Genomic DNA, 25789 nt, shown 5'->3' on the forward strand with positions numbered 1-25789 from the left:
CTTTACAGCTTGCTTTCTCGGTTGTCTTAACGGCTTTAGCAACGTGCTAGCGCCCCAAAGCTTAGCGTTAGGTGTCAGGGATGAAAACGGTACTACTGTCATTTATTGTTATTGTGTTAACTGGATGCACTTCAGTCGCCAAACCAACTATTCACCTCCACTCAGATGGAGTTAGCGAAGCAAACTTAACTAACCTAAGAATCAAATTAGAAAAAAGTGGATATACCGTAGTAAGTGGCAATCAAGACTTTTCTCATTTCTTATTCACGCCACTCATAGTTGTTCCCAAAAAATCAAGTTTCAATACACCAGAGCTTCAGCAGCAAATAACCAGCACTTTAGGCTCTATCCCAATTGTAAAACGTGGTAACTTTAAAAATCACAAGTATTCGGGCGACCACATTGGTGTGTATCTTCGAGGAAACAATGCCACCTAATCGGGTAGCCGGAGGTATCTAACCTCCAGCCCCCACAACACCCTGCATGCGGCTCCGCACAGGGCGTTTCACTTAGAATGGTGAAGCGCGATCCAACCATCACGCAATGAATAAAGCCCTTCGGATTTTAAGTAATCAAGTGATAAAGCTTGATTAACCCCCGGAGTTTTAGCACTGCGCCATGGCCCTTTGCTGGTGATACCACACGCAACTGCGGCCTGAACTTGCACACCCAATTTCATTAAGCGTCTCACTTTGGTGCGCGGCTTTCGCCATTGTCGCCAATAGGCCATTCTGATTCTGCGCCTGATCCAATGATCTAGATCGACGCATCGCTGATAGCCACTAGCGATACCAAAGTAATTTATCCAGCCACGTAAATATTGGCTGAGCTTAGAGAGTTGGTAGTGCATAGACACGCCCCAGTTACGGTTCGTTAACCGTCTGACCTGTTGCTTAAATTTCAGCAATGTCTTTGGGTGCCATTGAATGCGACCTGCCTTGAATGTGAATCCAAGGAACTTGCTTTCACTGGTTTTGACGACGTGGCTTTTGACCGAATTCACGATCAGTTTCAGACGGTGACTCAGGAAGCTGCTGATACTGCTAAGCACGCGCTTACCCGCACGTGGAGTATTCACCAAGATAGTGAAGTCATCCGCGTAGCGAGCAAACTTATGGCCTCGTTTCTCAAGCTCTTTGTCCAAAGGGTCGAGCATAATGTTCGCCAGTAAGGGTGATAACGGCCCGCCTTGAGGAACACCTTCTCGGCTCTCACTATAAAGCTGGTTATCGATAACCCCAGCTCGCAAGTAGCGTTTAATCAATTTAAGCAATCGCTTATCCTTCACTTTATAGCCAAGGTGGGTCATGAGTAAATCGTGATTAACGCGGTCGAAGAACTTTGACAGGTCCACATCTACAGTAAAACGGCGTCCCATTTTAATGATGCTTTGTACCTGCTTCACCGCTTGTTGCCCATTTCGGTTTGGCCTAAACCCAAAACTGTTGTCTGAGAAGGTTGGGTCGAAGATGGGCGTTAACACTTGAGCAATAGCTTGTTGGATAACCCTGTCGAAGACGGTAGGAATACCTAGTTGGCGTTTACCGCCATCGGGTTTATCAATTTCCACGCGTCTAACAGGTGAAGGTTGGTATTGGCCTGAGTGGAGCTCATTCATAATACGTTTCCAGTTGCCCTGTTTTGCCCAAGCAGGGAAATCATCAATGGACATGCCATCGATGCCAGCGGCCCCCTTATTGGCTCGAACTCGTTTCCACGCAGCTAGAATATTAGCGGGTCGGAGAATGAGCACAAGTAGATCAGCACTAAAGGCTGGCTGCTTATCGATACGCTGAGTCACGTCACTACCGGTCGGCATTCGTGTATTCAAGTTCAATAAGGCTCCTCCTTTGATCTAAGTATTCAGGCCTTCACCGTGTCCCAACCATTACGATGGGCGTTTGGCTACTATGCCGTCTGCTGACTTCTACTTAATCACCTTCAAGGTTACCCTTGTAGGCGCTATCGGTTTTCATCTAGTTCGCTCCTTCCAGTCGATGACGCTGAAAAGCCAAGGCACTTGTATACCAGAACCTCACTGGTTAATTACCGATCGCTTGTTAAGCAGATCTCCCCAGATAAGAGCATGCACTGTCTCTGCACTGCTGCATCATTTACGGTAGCCGTTAAGTCACATGGTTTCGTTGTCTTGTGCCAACTCACCTTCAGCCTACGCCTCATATGATGTTCTTGTTCATCAGCTCGCAGATTTGCTAGCGGCTTCCTCCAGACAAGCCCTCACGGGTTTGCCCTTGCCATTCGCTAGTAGTTATCATCTAATAGCAATATTAATCGCTAAGGATGGTGACCTTCCTACAGAGGACTTTCACCTCATTAGTTCATGCCCATGCTGGGCGTACACAAAAAAATTAAGTCACTCACTTCGTTCGCTGGGACGCATACATGCGGGGCGGCTTCGCCATTATGCCCCACATGCCTGCGCCCCTTATTTAAAAGTTAGGCGTCATTTACTTACAGCATTAATATGTGGGTTCAACCGTGACATTCCAGCATCAAGGTTGTTTCGCTAGGTTGTCTTTGCGGCTAGCACATATTGCTGTTTAAGCGACTTTAGCAACGTGCTTTTCATAAACACCGCAACGCCAACATTTAACAATACAAGTTATCTAAACTCGCTCTTTTATCCAGCAATGTCGTTAACATCTGGCATTTCGCACTAGGTTGTTTTATCTTAAATTCAATAATTTAAACACGCGGTCTATTTGGCTAGTGGTGGCAGCAAAGCTGCGTACGTTCCTTTGTACGCCTAACAAAACGCTGTTGGCACTCCCTCCGGTCGCTGGGACGCTAACACGGGGCCGCTTCGCGATTATAGCCCCATGTTAGCGCCCCAAAGCTTAGCGTTGGTATGACTCCCTTTGTCAACCCTGAACGAGCGTATCCCTGACATTCTTTCAGTCCATAATTAGCTTTGTTTCTCACTTAAAATAAATGAGCTAACGCACCGGATGAGGCAGTAATGTCGTCGGTTAGTATGCTGGTATTCGTAGGTTACTCATTCGTTGAATGAGCAGTGCTGACCTTACATGTTCCGCCGTAGCACCTTCTCATCAGTCTATGCTCGTGGGTCAATCACGATTAAGTGATTGCCATCATAACGCCCTCGTAGGTTGTGCCACATCCCGCGGCCTGATCCGAATGCGTTAGCTCAAACTCGTTTATCATGCAGGTACTCGGCTCAGTCTTAGTTTTGGATTAACCGGAGTAAGTACCACTTCCTTTGCAATGGCCCATATGTAAGCCGCCATCTCCCTAGCTATCGCGGTAATGATTAAATTGTAGTGTTTACCTTTTTTACTCATACGATGATAGCGTTTGCACAGACGCAATTGTGCTTTCCAAGCAATATCGACGATGTCTTTGGGTAAGCCTTCTTGCCTTAACTGTAATTCGGTAGAGACATTCGCTGGATAGCGATAGCTGTGCGCACCTTCAATTAGTAGACGCCTTGCTCTGCCGTTACCTGCTTTGGTAATGGCACCTAAGTGACGTTTACCACCGGAGGATTGTTCGCTGGGCACTAAACCTAAATACGCCATGAGTTTTCTTGGGTGATCGAAGCGGTGTAAATCACCAAGCTCTGCCACCACACCAACGGCGACTAGCAATCGAACGCCACGCATAGCCTGAATAGCCTTCACCACAGGATAATAACGCCACTGGTGAACGTGATGGGTTAACTCATTGTCGAGCCTTTCTAGCCGGCGAATACGCTCTTCTATGGTTTGCAATTGTTCCTGCAAGACAATTTGCTGGGCAGGATGAGGCAATATGAGTTCGGTAAGCCAGCGCAGATGCTTCTTGGACCAATTGGCCGTGCCTTCGTAACGAATGTTGTTGCGAAGCAGTAAGGCTTTAAGCTGATACTTGGCTTCTTTTAAATCCTTCATTGCTGCTTCACGGGCTCGGGACAAATCTCGAACTGCTTCATCCTCCGGCTCAGGCACATAGATGGGTGTAAGGTCTTCAGATTTTAGTGACCTAACGAGTTTAAGCGCATCCCTGCGATCGGTTTTAATTCGCTCCCCTGGCTTTTTAGGGATAAGAGATGGAGCCACGACATAGCAACAATGTCCCAAGCTCGTAATCAGCCGGTAAATCCAATAACCACACGGTCCAGCTTCATAAACAACGTGAAGCGTTGCGCCAGGATATTTGGATTCAAACTGGCGGAGCAGCTTCTTTACACTGACCTTAGACGAGGGAATACGCCCATAATGAACTGGTGTCGCTCCACGCTGTTCTTCACAATAAGCAACCTCATGAAACTCTTTATGCGTATCCAACCCGATAAAAATCATGCTATGTTTGTTCATGCTAGCCTCCAAATTGATTTAGTATTGAACAAACTAATTATGGCTCTGGCTGAAAAGTTAACCCACGAAAATGCGGAGGCTAGCATTTCTCAGGGAGTCATTGTGTCTAGGTGCTTAGGAGTCGCAAATGACTGAAAAGGAATTTTCTATAATCACCAGAGGATCGCTCAAAGAGGCTATCGATAAAGCGAGTTTACAAATTGGAATAGAACTTCCAACTCAGAACATTCGACTCACCTCATTAACTGCTACATTGGCAGAGGGTTGGGAAGCGGCCACCGATTTCTTGGTTAGTCAAATGTACTACGGCGAAGATAAGATTCTGCCATGTGCAGATTTGGTAGTAGACGGCTTTGACAAAGAAACAACTACAATTAAGTTATTCATTGCAAACTACCCTCCAGGACCGTTTGGCTTGAACTGGAACGGAGGTATTGGTCCTTACCTTAAAATGGTAAATTCTGACTTATTTGCACAAAAGGACTAGTTTTGTTCATGCACGCACCTAACAAAAAAATTATGTCGCCCGCAGGCGGGCTGGGACACAAACAGTCAGGCGGCTTCGCCATTATAGCCTGCCAGTTTGTGCCCCATATTTAGGTGTTAGCTTTCACGAGGTAAAAATGGAAATTACATGTTGTTTTGGAAAAGCAGTACGAGCTAACAATGGCGTTGAGTATGGGTTAGTGAGGGCTGCGACAAAGCCATATCCTGCCGAATTATTTAATTACAATGTCCTTGCTGAGGATGAGTGTGGTAACTACTTCATAGAGTTCAAATCGAAAATTTATTTTTGGGACCACGAAATAAACGAAAAAACTCTCATAAGTGACTCAATTTCAGAATTCAGAAAATCTTGTTTTGAACCACCAGAAGTCGCTTTAAATACCGATGATGTTGTTTCTGTATGGATTAACCCCGAGTTCGCAAAAGAGCACGGAAAAAAGAGTGAAAGCTAATCGGGTAGCCAAGGGTCTCTAACCCTCGGCCCCCACAACACCCTGCATGCGGCTCCGCACAGGGCGTTTCCTGAAAATGTTTAAAGCATGATGGCCGATTAGCTCCTTCATGCTCCAATTATGGCTTCTGATTTTGCGCCACTGTTCCTAAGTCCGGTCGGATATGAAACAAGTGAGCTGCACAGGCTCCTAATTGATTTTCAGGGTCAGGCCTTCACCGTGTCCCAACCATTACGATGGGCATTTGGCTACTATGCCGTCTGCTGACTTCTGCTTTATCACCGCCACAGTTGCCTGAGACAGCGCTATCGGTTTGCATCAAGTTCGCTCGCAGTGGATGATGCGTTTCCTCTGCGCCAAGGCACTTGTAAACCAGAGCCTCACTGGTGTTTACCGACCGCTCGTAAAGCAGATCTCCCCAGATAAGGACATGCACTGTCTCTGCACTGCTGCATCATTTACGGTGGCCGTTAGATCACATGGTTTCGTTGTCTTGTGCCAACTCACCTTCAGCCTACGCCTCATATGATGTTCTTGTTCATCAGCTCGCAGATTTGCTAGCGGCTTCCTCCAGACTATCTCTCACGATTTAGCCCTTGCCATTCGCTAGTAGTTAGCGTTGAATAACAATGTGTTAAACAACGGTGATCTTCCTACAGAGGACTTTCACCTCATTAGTTCATGCCCATGCTGGGCGTACACAAGCCACTGTAGTCACTCGCTGGCGCTCGTTGGGACACAAACACGCAGGCTCCCTTCGCTTCGCTCCGTATTATAGCCTGCGTATTTGTGCCCCTAAGTGGGGCGTTGGTATGACTCCCTTTGTCAACCCTGAACGAGCGTATCCCTGACATTCTTTCAGTCCATAATTAGCTTTGTTTCTCACTTAAAATAAATGAGCTAACGCACCGGATGAGGCAGTAATGTCGTCGGTTGGTATGCTGGTATTCGTAGGTTACTTATTCATTGAATAAGCAGAGCTGACCTTACATGTTCCGCCGTAGCACCTTCTCATCAGTCTATGCTCGTGGATCAATCACCATTAAGTGATTGCCATCATAACGCCCTCGTAGGTTGTGCCACATTCCGCGGCCTGATCCGAATGCGTTAGCTCAAACTCGTTTGTCATGCAGGTACTCGGCTTAACCTTAGTTTTGGATTAACCGGAGTAAGTACCACTTCTTTTGCGATAGCCCAGGTATAAGCTGCCATCTCTCTGGCAATCGCGGTGATGATTAAATTGTAGTGCTTACCTTTTTTGCTCATGCGCTGATAGCGTTTGCACAAACGAAGCTGTGCTTTCCAGGCAATATCAACGATGTCTTTAGGTAAGCCTTCCTGCCTTAACTGTAATTCTGTAGAGACATTGGCCGGATAACGGTAGCTGTGCGCCCCCTCAATCAGTAAACGCCTTGCTCGGCCATTTCCTGCTTTTGTAATGGCTCCTAAGTGTCGCTTTCCACCTGATGATTGTTCACTGGGAACTAAGCCCAGATAAGCCATGAGCTTTCTGGGATGGTCGAAGCGGTGTAAGTCACCGAGCTCTGCCACCACACCAACAGCAACGAGCAATCGAACGCCGCGCATCGCCTGAACGGCTTTCACTACTGGATAATAACGCCATTGGTGTACATGGTGGGTTAACTCGTTGTCGAGCCTTTCCAGTCGCCGGATACGTTCCTCAATGGTTTGCAGTTGTTCCTGTAAGACAATTTGCTGGGCTGGGTGAGGCAAAATCAGTTCGGTGAGCCAGCGCAGGTGCTTCTTCGACCAGTTGGCAGTGCCTTCATAACGTATATTGTTGCGAAGTAATAAGGCTTTGAGTTGATACTTTGCTTCTTTTAAATCCTTCATTGCCGCTTCACGAGCACGGGATAAATCCCGAACAGCCTCATCCTCTGGTTCAGGCACATAGATGGGTGTAAGGTCTTCAGACTTAAGTGACCTAACGAGTTTAAGCGCATCTCGGCGGTCGGTTTTAATTCGCTCTCCCGGCTTTTTGGGAATAAGAGACGGAGCCACGACATAGCAACAATGTCCCAAGCTCGTAATCAGCCGGTAAATCCAATAACCACACGGTCCAGCTTCATAAACAACGTGAAGCGTTGCGCTAGGATATTTGGATTCAAACTGGCGGAGCAGCTTTTTAACACTGACCTTAGATGAAGGAATACGCCCATAATGAACCGGCGTCGCTCCACGCTGTTCTTCACAATAAGCAACCTCATGAAACTCTTTATGCGTATCCAACCCGATAAAAATCATGCTATGTTTGTTCATGCTAGCCTCCAAATTGATTTAGTATTGAACAAACTAATTATGGCTCTGGCTGAAAAGTTAACCCACGAAAATGCGGGGGCTAGCACTTTTACAGGGAGTCATTGTGTCTAGGTGACAAGGAGAATTTAGTAGATGGAACCAAATTATTCAGAGTACTCGACCTCAGAGCTAGAAGATGCTCTAGACAATATAGATAAGGAAAGTTTCCCAGATCGGGTAGAGCGAATAAAAGTCGAATTAGCTTCGCGACAAACATCAGAGAAAAGCATCTTAAATACAGTTAGTGATGATTTTGAACCAAACGAACAATTCTTCAAATGTCCGACCTGTGAAAAGAAAATAGGGCTCTTCTCTAAAACTGCTAATAAATGGGGAAAGACAAAAACATGTCCACACTGCAACTCTCCATTTGAATCAACGATTAAGCTTAAAATATTCGCTGTTGCACTTATACCAGCGCTTATTATTCACCTATTCGTATTGCGGCCGCTTATAGTTGCTTTTGGCTTACATGGAGCAATAAGCACAGGTATTATATGTGGCATTCTTTCGGTTCTTTCTATGCGTTACAGGAAAGTCCGAAGCACTAATGTCACCTAACAAAAAAATTAAGTCACTGCGTTCGCTGGGACGCATACACGCGGGGCGGCTTCGCCATTACGCCCCACATGTCTGCGCCCCTTATTTAAAAGTTAGGTGCCGAATGAACCCAGTACGTTTTTTTACGAAAGAATTTACTAAGGCTAAATATAAGTATCTAAATAAAGCCATTATCGAAAACATCAACACAGATTTGTTTAATGAAATACTTGAACAGTTGCTAGGTAATGGTTGGGTAAAGCTCTATGAGTACGACGCAATCGATGCTTGGATAGATTTCGGAAAGGTAAAAATTAGAAAAGACAATACAACTCTCGTTTTTGAGTGGGACAATTACATGGAGGGCGTAATTATAGGGAGTAAAAATGAAATCGAACAAGTTGCTAAACAGTTTCGTCTCCAATCAAACAGTGTTCCTAGCTATATAAATGAAAACGCCAAATAGCCGCAAACTCCCTACTATTTACGTTCACTGAAACAGTTCCCACCGTCCGCTTCTGGCACAAAGCAGAAGTAGCTAGTCAATAATCTGTTCGTCCGCTTAAGCCCTGAGCTAGTACTACTAAGTCAGGAATTTAACACTTTCTGTATCTCGATTTTTAAGTTGCTACTAGGTTTTACTGCCTATATGCCGTTTTCGGCGTCGACAAAACAGTTTGCAACTAGTTTTTACTGACGATATGCCGTTTTCGGCGTCGACAAAACAGTTTGCAACTAGTTTTTACTGGCGATATGCCGTTTTCGGCGTGGTGCACTTGACTTGAATTCGCGAGTCATTGTTAATGATGAGATTGGATATAGTTTCAACCAAAGTCGTTTTTTCTTAAGCTACTTAGCAAAATCTCAAAGAAATATTTAACTTTTTGACAAATAAAGCATTTTCAAACCCCAAGCAGGTCAGTTTTTAAATCACATACTGCTGAAGAATGACTCAATATCAATTTTTCATCCGATATAAACTGATTAATGCCAAAATTGGCAAACCGCATACCCACGCGAAGGTATTATACGTTTTTTGAGCAAAAATATAGTTTTCAAAGACGTAAAAACGGATCGCACAGATACAATATTGAGAAAGCGCTCTAAAAGTTATCCTGAGAGAAGTTGTCCACTTACCTTAAGCTAAGACAGACTTAATTGGAGTTTTCTGTAATCATTAATGCAGGAGACGACTATGAAAAAATCACCCTACATAGAATCTCAGATCATCGGGGTGTTAAAAGAAGTTGATGCTGGTATGAAGGTTGAGGAGGTCTGCCGTCAACATGGTATCAGCAGCGCAACTTACTACAATTGAAAATCTAAGCACGGCGGCATGGAAGCGTCTGACGTCAAACAACTGAAAGAGCTTGAAGAAGAGAATGCCAAGCTCAAAAAGATGTTTGCCGATGTAGGCTTAGAAAATAATGCCATTAAGGAGCTTGTCGCAAAAAAGGGTTGGTGACAGCAGAGAAGCGAGAATGCGTCAGCATCTTAGTTGATGCGGGACTAAGTATCGTAAAGGCCTGTTTGTTTGTTGGTATTGGCCGTGCGACCTTTTATCGTCCAGAGAGACTGGCGCAAGGTAGATACTGCTGTCATTAATGCTATCAATGCGGTCTTAGAGAAGTCGCCACGAGCAGGCTTCTGGAAGTGTTTTGGCCGAATGCGGTTCAAAGGCTTCCCCTTTAATTACAAGCGCGTCTATCGCGTTTACTGCATCAAAAGCTACCTAGTAGCTTGAATTTATACATTGAGCTGTCCACTTACTTCGCTCATCAAAACAAAAACTCCACCTCTAGACAAGCTAAAGGCGGAATTTGTAGAGTTACTTAATTATTGAAAAGTTAATTAAAGGTTTGCTGTAACCCCTAACACAATGCGTCTATCAGTTAACCCTTGTGCACAAAGCAACGCACCTTCATTTACGCACCACTCAGTACGATCTTCGCGCAGTAGATTTATTCCATCGAGTCCAACGGTAAAGGTGTCATTTATATCGTAACTCACACTCATATTAAGCTGTGCCCTATCATCAACTATTCGCGGCATATCAAAGCTTATCAAGTCGCCTGTTTTGAACGCTGAACGCCATGTGTACCTTGCTCTTACACTAAGGTCATATTTGTCATAGAACAACGTAATGTTGTATGCGTTTTGAGATAAGTCTTCCAACTCAATCCGTTCCTCTACAATATCGTCGGCCAATGTCGCCGTAGATTGGTCTGTATCTGTACGTCCCAACAATTTATTAAGCGCATTTCCATCTCCTGTAGCTGGGCGGAATGTTTCGATACCTGCACCCGCTTCCTGATATGTATAGTTTGCTATTACCCCAAAACCAGAAGCCCATCCAAGCTCCTCTTCATAATCAGAAAGGTCATGTTGAAACGCGAATTCAATACCAGTTTGAGTCTCTTCATTTGGCAAGTTAATTGTTGTTTGGAGTGGAACACAAATCCCCGTACCGGGAACAGACGACCAAACATTCCTATCAGTGACAGTGGGATTGAATATCCCGCCACCTTCACATGGAGCGGTTATATCCCGCTCAATTTGACCATTCTGTCCAATAGGTTCTTCTGGATTATCACGGACCGCGGCAAAAATATCCGTTCTTTCTTTGTGGAAGACACCTACACTGACAAAACTTGAGTCAGAGAAATAGTATTCGGCAGATAGATCGTAAGAAATAACTTCTTCTGGTGTTAAAGCTGGGTTACCCACTCTTACTGCGGCGCCGGCTCCTCCCGGAAAGTTAATTGATGTTGAAAGGTTATCGAAGTTGGGTCTTCGAATGTCTTTAGCAACACCAGCTCGAATTACTAAATCATCGATAACTTCAGACGCAATATTGAATCTCGGCAGATAATAGTCATAAGAAGCACTTTCTTCGCGCAGGCCAGTTACTTCACCATTCTCTATGTTGTTACCTACCGAAGTAATATCTGTACTAACGTAACGAACCCCAACATTTCCGCGAAATGTCATATCATTGATATAAAAGAAGTAGTCTCCTTGCAAATATAACGCTGTTGTCTCTTCTTCAATATCAAAAAATGAATCTAGCTGAAGCTCAGGTTGTGCCAATGACGAATAGGGCTCTGATATATTTCCATTTGCAATTTGAGCAGCATTATTTTCAGCGATAGCGTTATTAATAGCAGTCAAAACTTGGTCTGGGTTATTAAATGATAAGTCACCGTCTACGGTAAGGTAGTCAGCAATGTACAGGCGTCTTCCATCAGCATCATTAAAGTTTGAAGGGCCAGCAGAAACAATATTTGAAAACAGATCCGCCCTTGGTCTATAGAATGCTGAATTAGGATTAGAAAAGTTTGAGTTAGTATTTATATCATTACTTTCTGCCTTATTTTTATTCCATCTCAATCCTGCTTTAATGCCCGAAAAATACGGGTTTAGATCAGAAATATCGTAATCTCCATCTAGTCTAAATGCGGTTTCGGAATTTTCTTGAGTACTTCTACCCACACCGACACCACGAAGAGCATAGTTAGCTGGATTTAACAAGTCTTGGCTCGAAGGGCCGAATTCAGCATTTTGAGCTATCCCGAATTGAAGCGTGCGACCCGAAGCATCAAACTCTACAGGTACACCATTATCGATACTCATCCCTTCGCTCGGTTGCGGGCCATTTGGATTTATAAAATCAAGCTCCGTATTTAATCGAGGAAAAACCGAATCCGAGCTCGAATAAGATACTTCACCTTTAAGAGCAAGGCGATCTAACAAAAGATCGAAACCGGTGGCGAATACATCACTGTCTGTAATACGTGAGCCTGTATTAACGCTAGTCCTTAAATTAGGATCGATATTATTGTTATTAGCATCAACACCTACACCCAGAGTTCCTGTTAAAACAGCTTGAACCTCACCCAGAACTAAAGGTCCATTTGGTCCATCAATTGTTCCTAAATCGATAGTTTCAAACGCTGTGTTATCGGTATTGTCCACGACAGCCGTTCCACCGGTACCTGAAATGAATGCACGAGAGCTTTTTTGAGCCCGTTCTTGACGATTTACCGTTGCATCAAAGTATAACCTTAAATTATCCATCGGCTCGAACTCCAAAGACCCAGTGAAGTTCTTAGTTTCATATTCATACCGAGAAATGACTTGATCCAGAAACTGCGTTCTTAAAAATGGAAACGACTCTGCGCTAGCGCTACCAGAATCAGGAAGTACTTCCCTGTCCCTGTCGAAGCGTGGGTCAAACGAAGCAACCTGTTGCTCTGCGTAGCTACCGGTGAGAACCAAACCGACTCGCCCATAATCGGTGTCAAAGCTATCTCCAAAGGTTGCAGATACTCGCGGCGAAGTAGCATCTGCCAAATCACTGTTTTCCGCTTGAGCACGAATTGAAATCAGTTGCTCGTTTAAACTAAGGCCTCTAAGTGTACGTAGATTTATCGTTCCACCTACAGAGCCCTCAACAGTTTCCGCGGTAGGCACTTTGATAACTTCCAGAGACGAAATCAGCGCTGCGGGTAAGTCGTCGAAACTGATACCTGAACGTCCGTTTCCACTTCCTACAGTTGACACCCCATTAATTTCGACTCGGTTCGCGTTCGTACCGCGTATTTGGACCCCAGTTCCTACGCCGGCAGTTCGATCGATCTGAACGCCTGTGACATTTTCTAAGACTTCTGCCAAGTTCTGATCCGGTAACTTACCAATATCTTCAGCTTGAATTACTTCTTTAATACTGTCGGCAGAGCGCTTTTCAGCCAATGCACTAGCTAGCGCGCTCCTTATTCCTCTAACCTCTATTACTTCGGTTTCTTGGTCTGCACTTTTTGATGTATCTGTATCCTGTGCGACAGCCTCTGCACAATAGCAAGCAATCGCAGATGAAATAGCTACAGCTAGCTTTAATTTCTTCGCACCGATTAACGCCATATATTCTCTCCATAAACAGTCATTATCAATCACCAAGAAGGCAAGATAGATCACTAGTTAACCAATATCAACATATTTGTTATATTTTTGTTAATATTAGAGTATTATTATACGAGGGCAGAAAATAAACTAAAAACAAAGCTATTTTAATAACTTAAAGGAATAACAGTTAGCTCAATTTTATTAATCGTGCGCTAAAACCATTGCAAACCAAATTACAATAATGCAATATCGCTCATTAACAATCATAAAGTTGATTGAAAAGACCAAATGAGTACGCTTGTAAACAATATCGAAGCACTTGCTTTGCTACCAAATAGAGGAAAGAGTAGATGTTTAAACATACGAAAATTTGTTTAGCCGCGGCGATCGCTATTGGATTATCAGGCATGTCAGCGTGCTCATCTGAAGTACAAAAAACTGATAATGACAGCGCGCCGGCTATGGCTAACCAAGTCAAGGCATATGCTAAATTCGTACCTGAGAGACGGGACGATTTTGCATGGGAAAATGATAAGGTAGCTTTTAGGGTTTATGGCCCTGCCGCACCTTTAGCTGGCCACGCCAGTGGCGTGGACGCATGGTTAAAGAAAGTCGATTATTCGATTATCGACAAGTGGTATGACATGCACTTCAGTGGTCAGTCGTATCACGAAGACAGAGGAGAAGGTTACGACCCTTACCATACGGGTATTAGTCGTGGCGTGGGTGGCTCAGCCGTGTGGATAAACGAAACACCGTACTACGGCCACAATTTCACTCGTTATGAAATTCATAAAAACAATGCTGACGAAGTTAAGTTTACCCTTTACTACGAATTTGAAACGCCTATTGGCATGGTAAAAGAAGTTAAAATCGTGTCGCTTGCGCTAGGCTCTCGAATGTACAACGTCGATTCGACTTTCTATCTAGATAATGCCCCGGCCTCTATCCCTATTGCCATAGGTGTAGCTACACACGACGAAAAAGCCGACGTGTATAAAAATCTACAAGAAGGATGGATTGCCGCTTGGGAAGAAATTGACAACCAAGGGTTAGGCACCGCGGCCCTTATCGCGCCAAGTAAAATTAGTAACATCATTCATACACCTTCTGAAAGGAAAGATGAAAGTCATATTTGGCTAATAACTCAAACATCACCGGAAGGTAAGTTGAACTACAAAGCTGGCTTTGCATGGGAAGGTGACAGTGAGATCACCACTGTAGAGCAATGGAAAGAATACTTGGACAGCCTAGAGGAATAATAGATGGAAAAAGTTGCCTTTGTTATGACACTAAAGCCGGGTTATGAGCAAGAGTATAAGAAACGTCATGACGAAATATGGCCCGAGCTAGTAAAAGAGCTTAAAAATGCAGGCGTGTCAGACTACAGTATTTTCTATGAGGAAAGCTCGAATAAGCTCTTTGCTGTTTTAAAGCGCGAGGACGACCACACCATGGATGCGCTGCCTCACAACTCCGTAGTTAAGATGTGGTGGAGACATATGGCAGATATAATGGACACGCATGAAGATAACCAACCTGTTGCTACAGACTTGAGAATGGTTTTTCACCTAGAGTAAGACCTTCTATACCTACCTGAACGTTGCCGGTGTAAATCTAACAACACTAAAGCACCTACAACATACTTAAAATGGGTAAGGGAACGGGCTTCTTTAAAACATATCAGTTAACGACAGAGAAGTTTACTGAATGAGTTACCTCATTCTCCTACAGTTTTGAAAAGGAGAGTTAATTGAAAATCCTAATTTTAAACGAAGCCCTAGAGCAAAGGCACCACGCTCATGTGGAGCGGCGCTGTGCGGTGTCTTCACAAACTATCGCCAAGCTTGTCAAAAAAGGCATTGAGGTCTATGTCGAAAAAGGTGCTGGCCTGCTATCACATTATAAAGATGAAGACTTCGCGGAAGCTGGCGCTAGTATCGTTGCCGATATTACAGAAATAGCTAAGCAAGTAGATATACTAGCCTGTGTCAACACACCTAGAGAATCAATTGTTGAAAAGCTGCCTGCTGGCACAGTTGTTATTGGACACCTAGACCCATTTTTTAACGAAGCGTTGGTAACTAAACTAGCAAAAGCCAATTTGACCGCGCTCTCCGTAGAAATGATTCCCAGAACGTCTAGAGCACAAAAAATGGACGCATTAAGCTCTCAAGCGAGTTTGGCTGGATATGCAATGGTGATGAAGGCCGCGGACACACTTCCTTCTATATTGCCAATGATGATGACACCTTCCGGTACAATCAAACCTGCCAAAGTATTTATTATTGGAGCAGGCGTTGCAGGTCTGCAGGCTATTGCGACAGCAAAGCGCCTTGGTGCCAATGTGCTGGCGTATGACACGCGCCCAGTTGTAGCCGAACAAGTAGAGTCTTTAGGCGGTAAATTCCTTAACGTTGATATTGGCGAAACCGGTCAGACAAAAGACGGTTACGCTAAAGAGCTCTCTGACGAACAAAAAGCGTTGCTCGCACAGGCACAAAAAGAAGCCATAGCAAGTTCAGATATAGTTATCACTACAGCTCAGCTATTCGGTCGTAAGCCGCCTGTGTTGATTTCAAAAGAAACACTAGCGTCTATGAAACCAGGTAGCGTTGTTGTTGATATGGCTGCGGTCTCTGGCGGCAACGTAGAAGGCTCTAAGCCAGGTGAAACCGTTGTACTGAATAACGTTACTATTATTGGAGACGGCTTCTGGAGTGAAGGCGTACCTAGGGCTGCGACCGATATGTACGCAAACAACATTTACAACTTGCTGGATGAGTTTGTAAAGAAGGCGCCTATTGAATTCGAACTAACGTTTGAAGATGACATTCTTGATGCTGCTGTCATTACTCATGGTGGACTAATTCGAAATGACATGCTGTTGTCTGCGTACGAAGGAGCTAAATAATGGAAACTATTTACCTACTATTTATTGTATTACTCGCTGCGTTTCTTGGATTTGAACTCATTCGTAAAGTCCCTGCCACGTTACACACTCCATTGATGTCTGGTTCAAATGCTATTTCAGGTATTACCTTAGTTGGTGCTCTAGTCTCATCTGGTTCTGATTACAGTATGTTGACAACTATATTGGGTACTGCGGCTGTAACGTTAGCAAGTATTAACGTTGTGGGCGGTTATCTTGTTACCGATCGCATGCTTGGCATGTTTAAAAAGAAAGATAATAACTAAGAGAGCGCTGAACATGACAATTGAAACACTCATTAACGTTGCTTACGTACTAGCAGCAGGGCTTTTTATATTTGGTTTAAAATTACTTAGTCATCCTTCGACTGCACGCAAAGGAAACTTCGTGTCGGCAGTAGGTATGTTTGTCGCAGTAGTGGTTACTCTGCTCGATCAACAAGTCATCAGTTACCATTACATTTTGGTTGGGGTGCTTGTTGGTGGGCTATATGGTGCTTGGAAAGCGCGTAGTGTCCAGATGACGCAAATGCCGGAAATGGTTTCTCTTTTTAACGGCTTTGGTGGCGCTGCTTCGTTGCTATTAGGATGGGCGACAGTTAGCAGTATGGAAGCCAGTGCATCGAGTTATAATCACGCTTTTGTTTTCATTACTGTTCTTTTAACGCTGCTCATTGGCGGGATTACGTTTTCAGGATCCGTAGTTGCTTGGGGAAAACTTTCCGGAAAATTATCTTCAAAAGCGTTCATTTTCACTGGGTTAAGGGAATTAAGTATCCTTCATTTGGTGGCTATGGTAGCCGTGGGGTATCTCTTTGTAACACAACCGTCTAATGAGGTATGGCTGTATTGTATTATTGCATTAGGGCTGAGCTTCGGCCTATGGGCGACGATCTCTATAGGTGGAGCAGATATGCCTGTAGTTATCGCTTTGCTAAACAGCTATTCAGGTATTGCCGCTTCAGCAGCAGGTCTTGCAGTAGGCAATACAATTTTGATTGTAACCGGCCTACTGGTTGGCGCCTCAGGGTTGATCCTCACGAACATAATGTGTAAGGCGATGAACAGATCGCTGATGAATGTTTTGTTATCTGGGTTTGCCAAACCTATCGAGCAAGGCGAGGTTATTACTGGCGAAATAAAAGTGCTATCACCTCAAGATGCCTTTTATGTACTTGAGGCGGCGCAAGCCGTACTGGTTGTGCCTGGATATGGAATGGCCGTAGCTCAAGCTCAACATGCTGTTAGAGAGCTTCACACCTTACTAGAAGAAAACGGATGTACAGTAGATTATGCCATTCACGCAGTTGCAGGGCGTATGCCAGGGCACATGAACGTTCTGTTAGCGGAAGCGGATGTTCCTTACGACCAGCTTTACGAAATGGACGACGTTAATCCTCGAATGGAAAATTATGATGTTGTTATTGTAATTGGCGCTAACGATGTTGTTAACCCGGCTGCGAAAGAGATGAAAGGTAGTCCCATTTACGGGATGCCGGTTATTGAAGCTCATCGTGCAAAAACTGTATTTGTGTTGAAGCGCTCAGCTAACGCAGGCTTCGCAGGTGTCGACAATCCTTTATTCTTTAAGGATAACACGCGAATGATCCTGGGCGATGCTAAAGAAACGATTAACGGCCTAATTCGCGAATTTGGCGACTAGTTGAACGAACCGGAGCTCGTATTTTATATGTTTACGAGCCTTTTTCTTACTGTTAAGTGGGTACATCACAAGCATGTCTTTTACTTCCCTTGGTCAGCTTTTTGGTGTGCTCGCTTTTTTAGTTGCGATTTACTCTTTTACACAAAAAAGCGATATAAAACTTAAGATAAGCCTAATTGTTATGTTTTCATTTCAAACGGCTCACTTTTTCTTTTTAGGTTCCGTCACTGGAACTATCGCTAATTTTCTCAATTTTTTTCGCACGATCATATCGGTCAAAACTAACCACAAGTCTATAGGCATCGTATTTATAGCCATAAATATTGTTTGGGGCGCTTTCAACGTCAACCAGCTTATTGACCTATGTCCTATATTTGGTGCTTGTTTTGGCACTTACGCTATCTTTTATGCTTCAGGCATAAGAATGAGACAACTCTTTATTTGCGGGGCCGTTTTTTGGCTCACGAACAATATCTATCTAGGTTCTGTTGGAGGAGTTTTGCTTGAAATTAGTGTGATAGCGGCAAATAGCATCACTATTTACCGATTGCGTAAAGATAATAACGGGAAGAATTAAAGAAGCCTGCCGCAATAGCAACAAGCTTCATGGAGTTTATTGAAGATGTTACTGGATTAGTTTACGTTCTTCCAATGCATACCACTCTTCAATTTCTTTTTTCAGTTCGCCAACCTTATCAGGGTATTGCGCAGCCAAGTTTTTCTCTTCAAATTCATCGTTAGCAAGATTATAAAGTCTTGGGCCAACCAAAAATTCATCATGATATTTCTGGTAACTAACATTTTTACCATCATAGCTAACAATTAGTTTCCAATCGTTCTTAATGACCCAGCGATAAAGCAGTGTAGACTCAACGTCGTCTAAGTCATCCATGTCATGTGCAAAACCTTCGCCAAATATTAATTCTCTGTCGATATCTTCACCCGTTACTAAATTATCGTACAAATTGATACCTGGCAGCTCACTTGGAACGCTTATACCCGCAGCACCTAAAATAGTAGGGACTATATCAATACTACTCACCCTTTCTTGTCTAAACGATGACTTAAATTTATTTGGCAATGAGTAAATAATAGGAGTCCGAACGCCACTTTCATTTGGGCTTTGCTTCGACTTTGGTAAAAACCTATCAGTTTGCTTTGGGTTAGTAATCCACCCGTTGTCAGAAACGTAAACAATAAGCGTGTTATCTTTCAAACCACGTTTTTCAAGATGGCTAAACAATTCTCCATTCGTTTCATCAAACCATTCAATCATCGCGTAGTATTTAGCAATAGACTCTGGTAAGTCATACTTTTCGTACTTTGATAAAATTCGCTTAGGAGGCGTGTGTGGCGAGTGCGGCATAAATGGCGCATACCAAACAAAAAACGGCTTATTTGCTTCATGAGTCTTGTCTATAAAACGGGTAATAGTATCGACTCCCTCACGACCAATCTTTAAGCCCTCATCGCCATGTCGACCACCTGGATTCGGAAATCCTTTTGTCATTCCTTCATCAAAACCGCCTCGTTCATAACTGCCTTCCCACCACTTTCCGGTCTGTAGAGATACGTAGCCTTTTTCTTTTAATAATTCTGGTAAGGTTTTAACTTCATCAATCTTTGCGATAATTTGCGAGCGAAGCTGTTTATATTGCTCTCCTTGTTTTCCTCCTGGAGTTTCTCTAGAGGGATCGTTTCCAGTAATGCCGTGTTGACTAGCATAAAGACCTGTTGCAATTGTTGCTAGAGAAGGTCTACAGAGTGAAGTCGGAACATAGCCTTTACTAAACGTAACTCCTTCGTTGGCCAAAGTATCTAAGCTTGGTGTATTAATGATCTTATGGCCCATGAAACTATAATCATTCCATGCGTGGTCATCAGATAGTATCAACAGTATATTTGGTGGCGCTGGCTGCTCGGCAGCATTAGTTATCACATTTTGTTTAGTTTGGTTGGCACAGCTTGCTAGAGAAAATAAGACAATCGCACAGCTTGTAAAACGCAACAGATTTTGTTTTATTTTTCTTTCGTATGAGAGCATTTCAGATTCCTTTATTTGTATATTAGTTAACACTGCGCTTTTTATTTAACCTTTCAATAAATCATTCTTTGAGTATATCGAGTGCCAGAAAAACCTCTGTTTCAAATAGATTTCTTCCTTTCTCTATTACATTTTGAAAGATGAGATCTCAAAATTGAGAATTGCAGATACAAAAAAGCCCCTAGCAAACGCGCGTAAAACTAGGGGCTGAAGTACAAACGTTTCTATTTATTCCATTTCAACATTTCTGACGCAGCTAGTAGCACAGCACCTGTTCCATATAGCTGAGAGTCAGACTCTTTTACAGGGTCAGGACTCTTTCCAACGTGCTGAACCCAATGAACGCGGCCATCGTCAGAAACCGCTTTCGTAATTGCTTCCCAGCCTTTTTCGACAATTTCTTTTGAACGCTGGTCAGTCAAGATGCCGTTATTAACGCCCCAGGCTAGACCGAAGGTTATAAACCCTGTTCCACTCACCTCTGGTGTTTTTACCTTATCAGGGTCCATCAAAGAGGCTGGCCAATAACCGTCTTCTTTCTGAAGTGCCATTAACCCCTCTGCATTCTTTTTATAGAGCTCAATATAACGTTCTCTAGAAGGATGCCCGTCTGGCAATTCTTCAATAATCATCGGTATGGCGGCGAAAACCCAACCATTGCCCCGCCCCCAGAAGACTGGCTCTCCGTTATCGCTCTTCGCATCAAAATAGCGGCTGTCTCTATAAAACAAGCCGTACTCATCTGAGAAAAGGTAGTCTGCCGATGCCCAAAATTCATTGTCACCGTACTCAAGATATTTTGGGTCGCCGGTAACTCTCGTCATTTGGGCCCATGCACGAGGTGCCATAAATAACGCATCGGCCCAACACCATCTTAGTTGGCAGTTCCCTTCCAAATGATATTTACCTGTACTCGACTCACTATCCCCCATTTCTAATCCAACTTCAGGGGGCTTACTCAAAATCATGTCGAACACTTCTTTGGTAGGCTCATATGCTTTTTCAATACCTTCACGCTCAGCGAGCCAAAGATAAGTTTGAGCAATCGCGTGGTCATCTGCATGATAAGGACGCTCAAGAATTAATTCGTAGCTCTCTCTTTCAGCGACTTCTTTTACAAAATTCTTTAACTTCTCGTCATCAGTAGCATCAATCCAGCGGGTCAAACCGATGTAAAATGCAGCTTGAATCCAAAACTTTGCATTTTCAGATTTAGCACGATGCGACTCAGGTATATAGTCCAAGTTGCCAAACTGAGCTATTTGCCAGTTCGCTGCATTTTTTCCTATACGCAACGCTTCAGATTGAATGTCCTGCTCGGCCTCAACCTGCGTTGATTCCATTTGTTTCACAGATTCAACTTCTACGTTTTTTGTCTTTTTCTCTGTTGACTCACCGGAGCATGCACTTAATCCTATAGCTAAACTCACCGCAATGGCTGAAAACTTTAATTTTGTGTGATTCATCGTTACTCTCAATTAATTTTTTGCAGTCTGCTTCCTAAAACGCGGGAGCAATTAACAACTCTGTAGGTTTACATATCCGGTTTTTTTGAAGCATTAAGGCTGCTCAAAGCTCGCGGTACCGGACCATCTTCACCGACCAGATAAATTTTTATGTTTTCATCACTCTCTTTTTCAGCCACTAGCATTTGTGCCTCTGGATGCGCGTTCTCGATTAGTGTTGTGATAGCGAAACTCGCATTTTCTTTTCGTAGCACAGTTGATGATTCTGAGAATGAATTTCCGTTATTATTGCTGTTCCACCAAGACAAAACCGCGGCCCCGTCCTTTTCGTAAGCAACGAGGTAGCGAATATCTTCAGGGCCGTTGACTAGAAAGTCACCACGAGATACACCTTCATATCCATCGATTATTTTTTCGCCACCTAACCACTGCTCACCGTCCCACCAAACATGTCTAGTTTGTTTGGGTCCACCAGCCTTCTGACCGATATCTACGCCAGCATTGATTGCTATATGCGGGTTACCTTTACTATCGAGGTGTGAAGTACCATTAAATGTCCAAAGCTCGCCCGTTTTCATTGCTAACGTTTTCTCATCAGCCATTTCCTTGGTAACCGGCAGAGACAAAGCCTCGCCTTTAACATTGCTCCATTCATTTGTCTGCGTGTTGAACTTCATGAAGTAAAGGTCGTGACGCTCTGGGGTATGCCCTCTATCATCCCTACCAGCATCACTATCCCAGCAAATATGATAATCGTAGGAAACGATTAGGTTATCTCCTTCCCCTTTTCCGACCCATGCGTACCAGCTATCCACAGCCTTTAAGTCTGTGCGACGTTTGTGCTTAAGAAATGACACAGGCGCAGAGAAAGTTCGCCCGTTGTCCACAGACTTCTGATACACCCAATCACTACGGTGAGCTCCATGACGGAAAAACAGATAAATATCGCCATTGTCCATTTTGACTACTTGGTTATAAGTACCGAAAGGCGTGATATTATCTAAGTCTTCCCATTCAGTAATGTCGTAAGGACGTTTCGAAACCGCATGTTTGTTTGCACCAACATGAGTATTACCCAGAGAATTGTGACCGTCTGATTTATTGCCGCCATGGCCACCATAAAAAATGTGGATATAGCCTTCGTTATCAATAAGCATGGTTGGTTTACCATGGTTATCGAATTTCTTGCCACCATCGCGCCGACCTAACTCGCTGGTCCCCGCTTTGAAGGGACCTTTCCACTCTTTGGTTCTGTGATCATACGTGGCAACAAACGGATCTTCTTTAGGTCCTTGATAAGACACATAGGTAATACCGTTTTGGTGTATGGCCGCTGGATGCTGAACAATTGCGAGAGGGTTACCTACTGCGTTGTCTGCAAAGTACTCTACAAACTGAGTGTTTTCAGAGGCTGTAGGACCTACTTTACTCGTTTGCATAGCACAGCCAGATAGAACTGCTCCGCTCATTAAAGCTACACTGAACGCTAGTTGCGTTTTCTTGAGTAAAAATTGACGTTTTAACATCTTATTTATCCCCGTCACTTTTCTACTAATCTTTGTTTTCTTCAAATAGCGCCAAAAACTCGCTGGCAATATCTGGATTTTTCTTCGAAAGATCACGTAACTCAGCAGGGTCTTTTTCAATATTGAACAGTTCAAGTGGTGCGTCGTAGCCATAACGGACCGCTTTCCACTCGCCTTTACGAGCCGCTTGATAGGTATCTCCAATTACGCCTGAGTTAGGATCACCTACCTGCTTCGAGAACTCCCAATAGAGTACTCGCTCACCCATCTCGCTGGGTTCAGTCTTTAAAAGCCCTACAATTGATTTACCGTTGGTTTTAACTCTAGGAACCATGTTTAGATTTACGCCCGCAAGCTCTGCTACAGTGGGCATAACATCTGCAAATAGCCAAGGTGTATCGTCTGTCCGACCCGCTTTAATGCGCTCTGGCCAGTGAACAATCATTGGAACGTGGATACCGCCGTCGTATAAATCTCGTTTCATACCACGATAGGGCTCAGAGGCTTTTAAGTATTCAGGGTCCGCGCCGCCTTCATCATGCGGGCCATTGTCAGACGTAAAGAAGATGAGTGTGTTATCAAGTTCACCCATTTCGTCTAACTGTGTAACAATTTGACCAATATAGTGGTCAAGTGCTGAAACCATACCTGCCAGTGTCGCGTTCGGCTTGTCAACAGGTTCTGGATAGTAGGACGCATACTTGTCAGCTGGATTGCCACCTTTCATACCTGTATAGGGCGTTTCAGCGAATTTGTACTGCTCACTGAACTTCTCTGGTACACCTAATTCAGCATGTGGCGACGAGTAAGCAAGCATGATAAAGAATGGGTTTTCTCGTGGCTGCTTTATATATTCAATAGCTTCCTTCGTGAAAAGCTCCTGAGCATAGGCGCCTTTTTTACCGCCTTCGTTTTCAGGGACGCGAATTTTCTTACCGTCTTTCCAAACGATATGAGGGTACTGACGATGACCCTCAAGGATTGAATAAAACCCGTACCAAGTATCGAATCCCATGGCATGGGGGTCTGTGACACCCATTTGTGAACCAATAGAATATTTACCAAATAATGCCGTGTCGTAGCCGCCATGTTTTAATACGTGCGCTAGGGTTATATCCATTTCTGTCAACTGAACAGTGTTTGAATTGTTCGTCATTAAACGGCCATCTCGCCCTGTAAATAAAGAGACACGCGATGGAGAACACACTGTGTTACCTGCATACGCTTGGTCGAAGCGGATACCATTAGAAGCAAGATCATCTAGGTTTGGAGTTTTGATTGGCGTATTGCCATAGGCTCCGACTTGGTTAAAGCCCAAGTCATCTGTAAGAATGAATAGGATATTGGGTTTGTCCTGTGCAGCTACACTGGAAGAAAGAGATGTGAATAAAGCACCAAGTACGCTTATAAGACTAAACCTAAGTTTGTTCATGGTATTTCCTAATTAAGTTGAAGATTAAACCGCTTGTTTCTTTTTTCTGCATATTATTCTAGGCAATGTGCAGTTAATGTTGTTGGTTCTGGTATAAACGCCCTTCCTTTATCACGGTTAGGCGGCAAGGCTTCCCATGCCAAGTAGAAGCGTTTTCCAGCAGTAAGATGATTATTTTCTGGTGAAAGCTGTTTCAAAGCCTTTGTATATAAGGGCATGTCGTTAGTTTTATCATAGGCAAGCAATGCCGGTGGAATTTGTGAGCCGGTCGACTCAGATTTAACTTCTAACGAATCAACATCAAGTGTGTAAGCGTAAGATGTACCGTTTAGGTCTGCATATACCTCTACATCTCCGCTATTAAGAAGCTTCGCTGGTTTCTTGACTGTAAGAGTAGTAGGAAGGGCACCAGTCATATTCAATTCTTGACGTGAGTCTTTCCAACTAGATACTTGAAAACTTTTCCAATTCCCATTGTCATTTCTAGCTATAAAGAGTTGGCTATCTCCCTTGTCATCATAGGCTTGATATGAAATTAAAGGTCGAGCTTTATGGTCGAATCCAATAGGTGTGTGACCGTTTAGAATGCCTGAAAATTGAGGAAGCGGAACTGCCGCTTCACTATTACTTAATTTCATAGGTAGAGAGATTGAAGTGCCGTCTGATTTCTGCCAGTTCACAAGATCTTTACTCTTGGCATAGGAAATATCGTGATTAGAGGCTGCGACAGGTGTTTCTCTCCAAACCCACGAAAGATGGAAGTAACCGTCTGGACCAAGAACAGGCCCCCAGAAATAACCATTTCTTTCTCCCTCTCCGTCAACTAATGGAGAATCATGCAACCTCTGCCACGTCCCGTCTTTAGCATTGAAAGCGTTATAAATTTCGTTACCGCTCCCACTTCGTCCGTTTCTGTATTTAAAATAGAGTTTCCCCTCGGCATCGTTAAAAAACTCTGGATAAGTCATTCGACTTTCTGTTTCCTTGTCAGCCATGAAGTCAACACGTTTTAAACTTCGCACGTCGTAAGGGTTTTCACTTTTAAAATAGACGATAGGGTTAACATGTAGATTCCCAACGATATGAATATACCCTTCTTCGTCGAGGCCAATAACGACACTGTTGTGACTGTCCCATCCCAAATAACTGTCTAACTTTTGATATATCCAGTTTCCTGTGGGATAGGGTTTATAAGCAACACTCATTTGTCTGCTAGCATCATAATAAGCCACAATTTGTTGGTCGCCTTTACCGATGTAATCAAACGCAACACGGTGCCCCGACCAAACACGGTCTATTGCTTCAACCTCGAAGCAGCCTGCTTTGTCGAAAGTCTGTGCAGCGGCTACGCCACTGATGCTGACCGCACAACCCAGAACACTCTGAAGTAGCAATGTTTTTAATCGGCTCACTAATATAACCTCGAAACGTTAATACATCGTTAATATCCATAGTGACTTTAAACAAAAAAGCGGTCATTTACAATCTTTTTCATTCACGCAAAAACAATGTGAGCGTCTCTTCTATTGAATAAATAAAGCCGTTTAGAATTCATTGTAAATGCATATAAGTAACGTAATTTCATAATAAATATAGCAACATATTGTAATAATTGAAAAAAGCGTACGCTTTAGAAATAGGCCAAGTGAAGACAGTGATTGCCTTGATGA

20 protein-coding genes and 1 pseudogene are annotated in these 25789 nt (G+C 43.6%); 12 read left to right on the forward strand and 9 right to left on the reverse strand.

Annotation, left to right across the window (positions count from 1 at the left end; all coding sequences use genetic code 11):
• Positions 1 to 80 precede the first annotated feature (80 nt).
• Positions 81 to 437, forward strand: coding sequence for a hypothetical protein (locus tag ACM0P2_RS20415; protein WP_419227774.1), 357 nt, complete (start codon positions 81 to 83; stop codon positions 435 to 437).
• A 68-nt stretch (positions 438 to 505) separates the two neighbouring features.
• Here ACM0P2_RS20415 and ltrA read toward each other — a convergent pair whose 3' ends face one another.
• Complete coding sequence (gene ltrA / locus ACM0P2_RS20420) at positions 506 to 1819, reverse strand: group II intron reverse transcriptase/maturase (RefSeq protein ID WP_173361254.1); 1314 nt, start codon at positions 1817 to 1819, stop codon at positions 506 to 508.
• A gap of 1363 nt (positions 1820 to 3182) precedes the next feature.
• Positions 3183 to 4337, reverse strand: a complete 1155-nt coding sequence (locus tag ACM0P2_RS20425; RefSeq protein ID WP_419227249.1) for an IS110 family transposase — start codon at positions 4335 to 4337, stop codon at positions 3183 to 3185.
• A gap of 127 nt (positions 4338 to 4464) precedes the next feature.
• Here ACM0P2_RS20425 and ACM0P2_RS20430 point away from each other — a divergent pair, with 127 nt between their 5' ends.
• A complete protein-coding gene (locus ACM0P2_RS20430; RefSeq protein ID WP_419227775.1) occupies positions 4465 to 4824 on the forward strand; it encodes a hypothetical protein in 360 nt (119 codons plus the stop codon).
• A 136-nt stretch (positions 4825 to 4960) separates the two neighbouring features.
• Positions 4961 to 5296: an SMI1/KNR4 family protein gene (locus ACM0P2_RS20435; RefSeq protein WP_159120509.1), complete on the forward strand. Its 336-nt coding sequence runs from the start codon at positions 4961 to 4963 to the stop codon at positions 5294 to 5296.
• Between the two features lie 1125 nt (positions 5297 to 6421).
• Here the strand turns inward: ACM0P2_RS20435 and ACM0P2_RS20440 are convergent.
• Positions 6422 to 7576 (reverse strand): IS110 family transposase, encoded by a 1155-nt coding sequence (locus ACM0P2_RS20440; protein WP_419227776.1) that lies wholly within the window; start codon positions 7574 to 7576, stop codon positions 6422 to 6424.
• Positions 7577 to 7708: 132 nt separating this feature from the next.
• On the opposite strand from ACM0P2_RS20440, the gene ACM0P2_RS20445 reads away from it, so the two are divergent.
• From ACM0P2_RS20445 to ACM0P2_RS20455, 3 genes and pseudogenes are all read left to right on the forward strand, one after another.
• Entirely contained in the window at positions 7709 to 8176 is a 468-nt protein-coding gene (locus ACM0P2_RS20445) for a hypothetical protein (protein ID WP_159120503.1), read from the forward strand.
• A 103-nt stretch (positions 8177 to 8279) separates the two neighbouring features.
• Positions 8280 to 8621 carry a hypothetical protein gene (locus ACM0P2_RS20450; RefSeq protein ID WP_159120502.1) on the forward strand — a complete coding sequence of 114 codons (342 nt, stop codon included), beginning with the start codon at positions 8280 to 8282 and terminating at the stop codon, positions 8619 to 8621.
• A 729-nt stretch (positions 8622 to 9350) separates the two neighbouring features.
• Positions 9351 to 9875 (forward strand): annotated as a pseudogene (locus ACM0P2_RS20455) (transposase); the annotation flags it as partial.
• Positions 9876 to 10006: 131 nt separating this feature from the next.
• Here the strand turns inward: ACM0P2_RS20455 and ACM0P2_RS20460 are convergent.
• Positions 10007 to 13075 (reverse strand): TonB-dependent receptor, encoded by a 3069-nt coding sequence (locus ACM0P2_RS20460; protein WP_159120501.1) that lies wholly within the window; start codon positions 13073 to 13075, stop codon positions 10007 to 10009.
• Between the two features lie 332 nt (positions 13076 to 13407).
• Here ACM0P2_RS20460 and ACM0P2_RS20465 point away from each other — a divergent pair, with 332 nt between their 5' ends.
• The 6 genes from ACM0P2_RS20465 (at position 13408) to ACM0P2_RS20490 (ending at position 18228) form a co-directional block, all read left to right on the forward strand.
• Positions 13408 to 14319, forward strand: coding sequence for a DUF4861 family protein (locus ACM0P2_RS20465; RefSeq protein WP_159120500.1), 912 nt, complete (start codon positions 13408 to 13410; stop codon positions 14317 to 14319).
• Between the two features lie 3 nt (positions 14320 to 14322).
• Positions 14323 to 14637 (forward strand): L-rhamnose mutarotase, encoded by a 315-nt coding sequence (gene rhaM, locus ACM0P2_RS20470; RefSeq protein ID WP_159120499.1) that lies wholly within the window; start codon positions 14323 to 14325, stop codon positions 14635 to 14637.
• Positions 14638 to 14810: 173 nt separating this feature from the next.
• On the forward strand, positions 14811 to 15971 hold the full coding sequence (locus ACM0P2_RS20475) for an NAD(P) transhydrogenase subunit alpha (RefSeq protein ID WP_173359768.1): 1161 nt from the start codon (positions 14811 to 14813) through the stop codon (positions 15969 to 15971).
• Positions 15971 to 16255, forward strand: a complete 285-nt coding sequence (locus ACM0P2_RS20480) for an NAD(P) transhydrogenase subunit alpha (RefSeq protein WP_159120497.1) — start codon at positions 15971 to 15973, stop codon at positions 16253 to 16255. The genes ACM0P2_RS20475 and ACM0P2_RS20480 overlap by 1 nt, the downstream gene beginning before the upstream one ends.
• A 13-nt stretch (positions 16256 to 16268) precedes the next feature.
• On the forward strand, positions 16269 to 17651 hold the full coding sequence (locus ACM0P2_RS20485) for an NAD(P)(+) transhydrogenase (Re/Si-specific) subunit beta (protein ID WP_173359809.1): 1383 nt from the start codon (positions 16269 to 16271) through the stop codon (positions 17649 to 17651).
• A 73-nt stretch (positions 17652 to 17724) separates the two neighbouring features.
• Positions 17725 to 18228, forward strand: coding sequence for a YgjV family protein (locus ACM0P2_RS20490; RefSeq protein WP_159120496.1), 504 nt, complete (start codon positions 17725 to 17727; stop codon positions 18226 to 18228).
• A gap of 48 nt (positions 18229 to 18276) precedes the next feature.
• Here the strand turns inward: ACM0P2_RS20490 and ACM0P2_RS20495 are convergent, their stop codons facing one another.
• The 5 genes from ACM0P2_RS20495 to ACM0P2_RS20515 all read right to left on the reverse strand — a co-directional run bounded on the left by ACM0P2_RS20495 (position 18277) and on the right by ACM0P2_RS20515 (position 25531).
• Positions 18277 to 19695: a sulfatase gene (locus tag ACM0P2_RS20495; protein ID WP_159120495.1), complete on the reverse strand. Its 1419-nt coding sequence runs from the start codon at positions 19693 to 19695 to the stop codon at positions 18277 to 18279.
• Positions 19696 to 19919: 224 nt separating this feature from the next.
• Complete coding sequence (locus tag ACM0P2_RS20500) at positions 19920 to 21161, reverse strand: glycoside hydrolase family 88/105 protein (RefSeq protein ID WP_159120494.1); 1242 nt, start codon at positions 21159 to 21161, stop codon at positions 19920 to 19922.
• Positions 21162 to 21229: 68 nt separating this feature from the next.
• A complete protein-coding gene (locus tag ACM0P2_RS20505; RefSeq protein WP_159120493.1) occupies positions 21230 to 22687 on the reverse strand; it encodes a BNR-4 repeat-containing protein in 1458 nt (485 codons plus the stop codon).
• A 25-nt stretch (positions 22688 to 22712) separates the two neighbouring features.
• Positions 22713 to 24119 carry a sulfatase-like hydrolase/transferase gene (locus tag ACM0P2_RS20510; protein WP_159120492.1) on the reverse strand — a complete coding sequence of 469 codons (1407 nt, stop codon included), beginning with the start codon at positions 24117 to 24119 and terminating at the stop codon, positions 22713 to 22715.
• Between the two features lie 53 nt (positions 24120 to 24172).
• A complete protein-coding gene (locus ACM0P2_RS20515) occupies positions 24173 to 25531 on the reverse strand; it encodes a BNR repeat-containing protein (RefSeq protein ID WP_159120491.1) in 1359 nt (452 codons plus the stop codon).
• Positions 25532 to 25789 lie beyond the last annotated feature (258 nt).

The sequence above is a fragment of the Alteromonas sp. OM2203 genome, assembly GCF_048517045.1.
Taxonomy (GTDB): domain Bacteria; phylum Pseudomonadota; class Gammaproteobacteria; order Enterobacterales; family Alteromonadaceae; genus Alteromonas; species Alteromonas gracilis.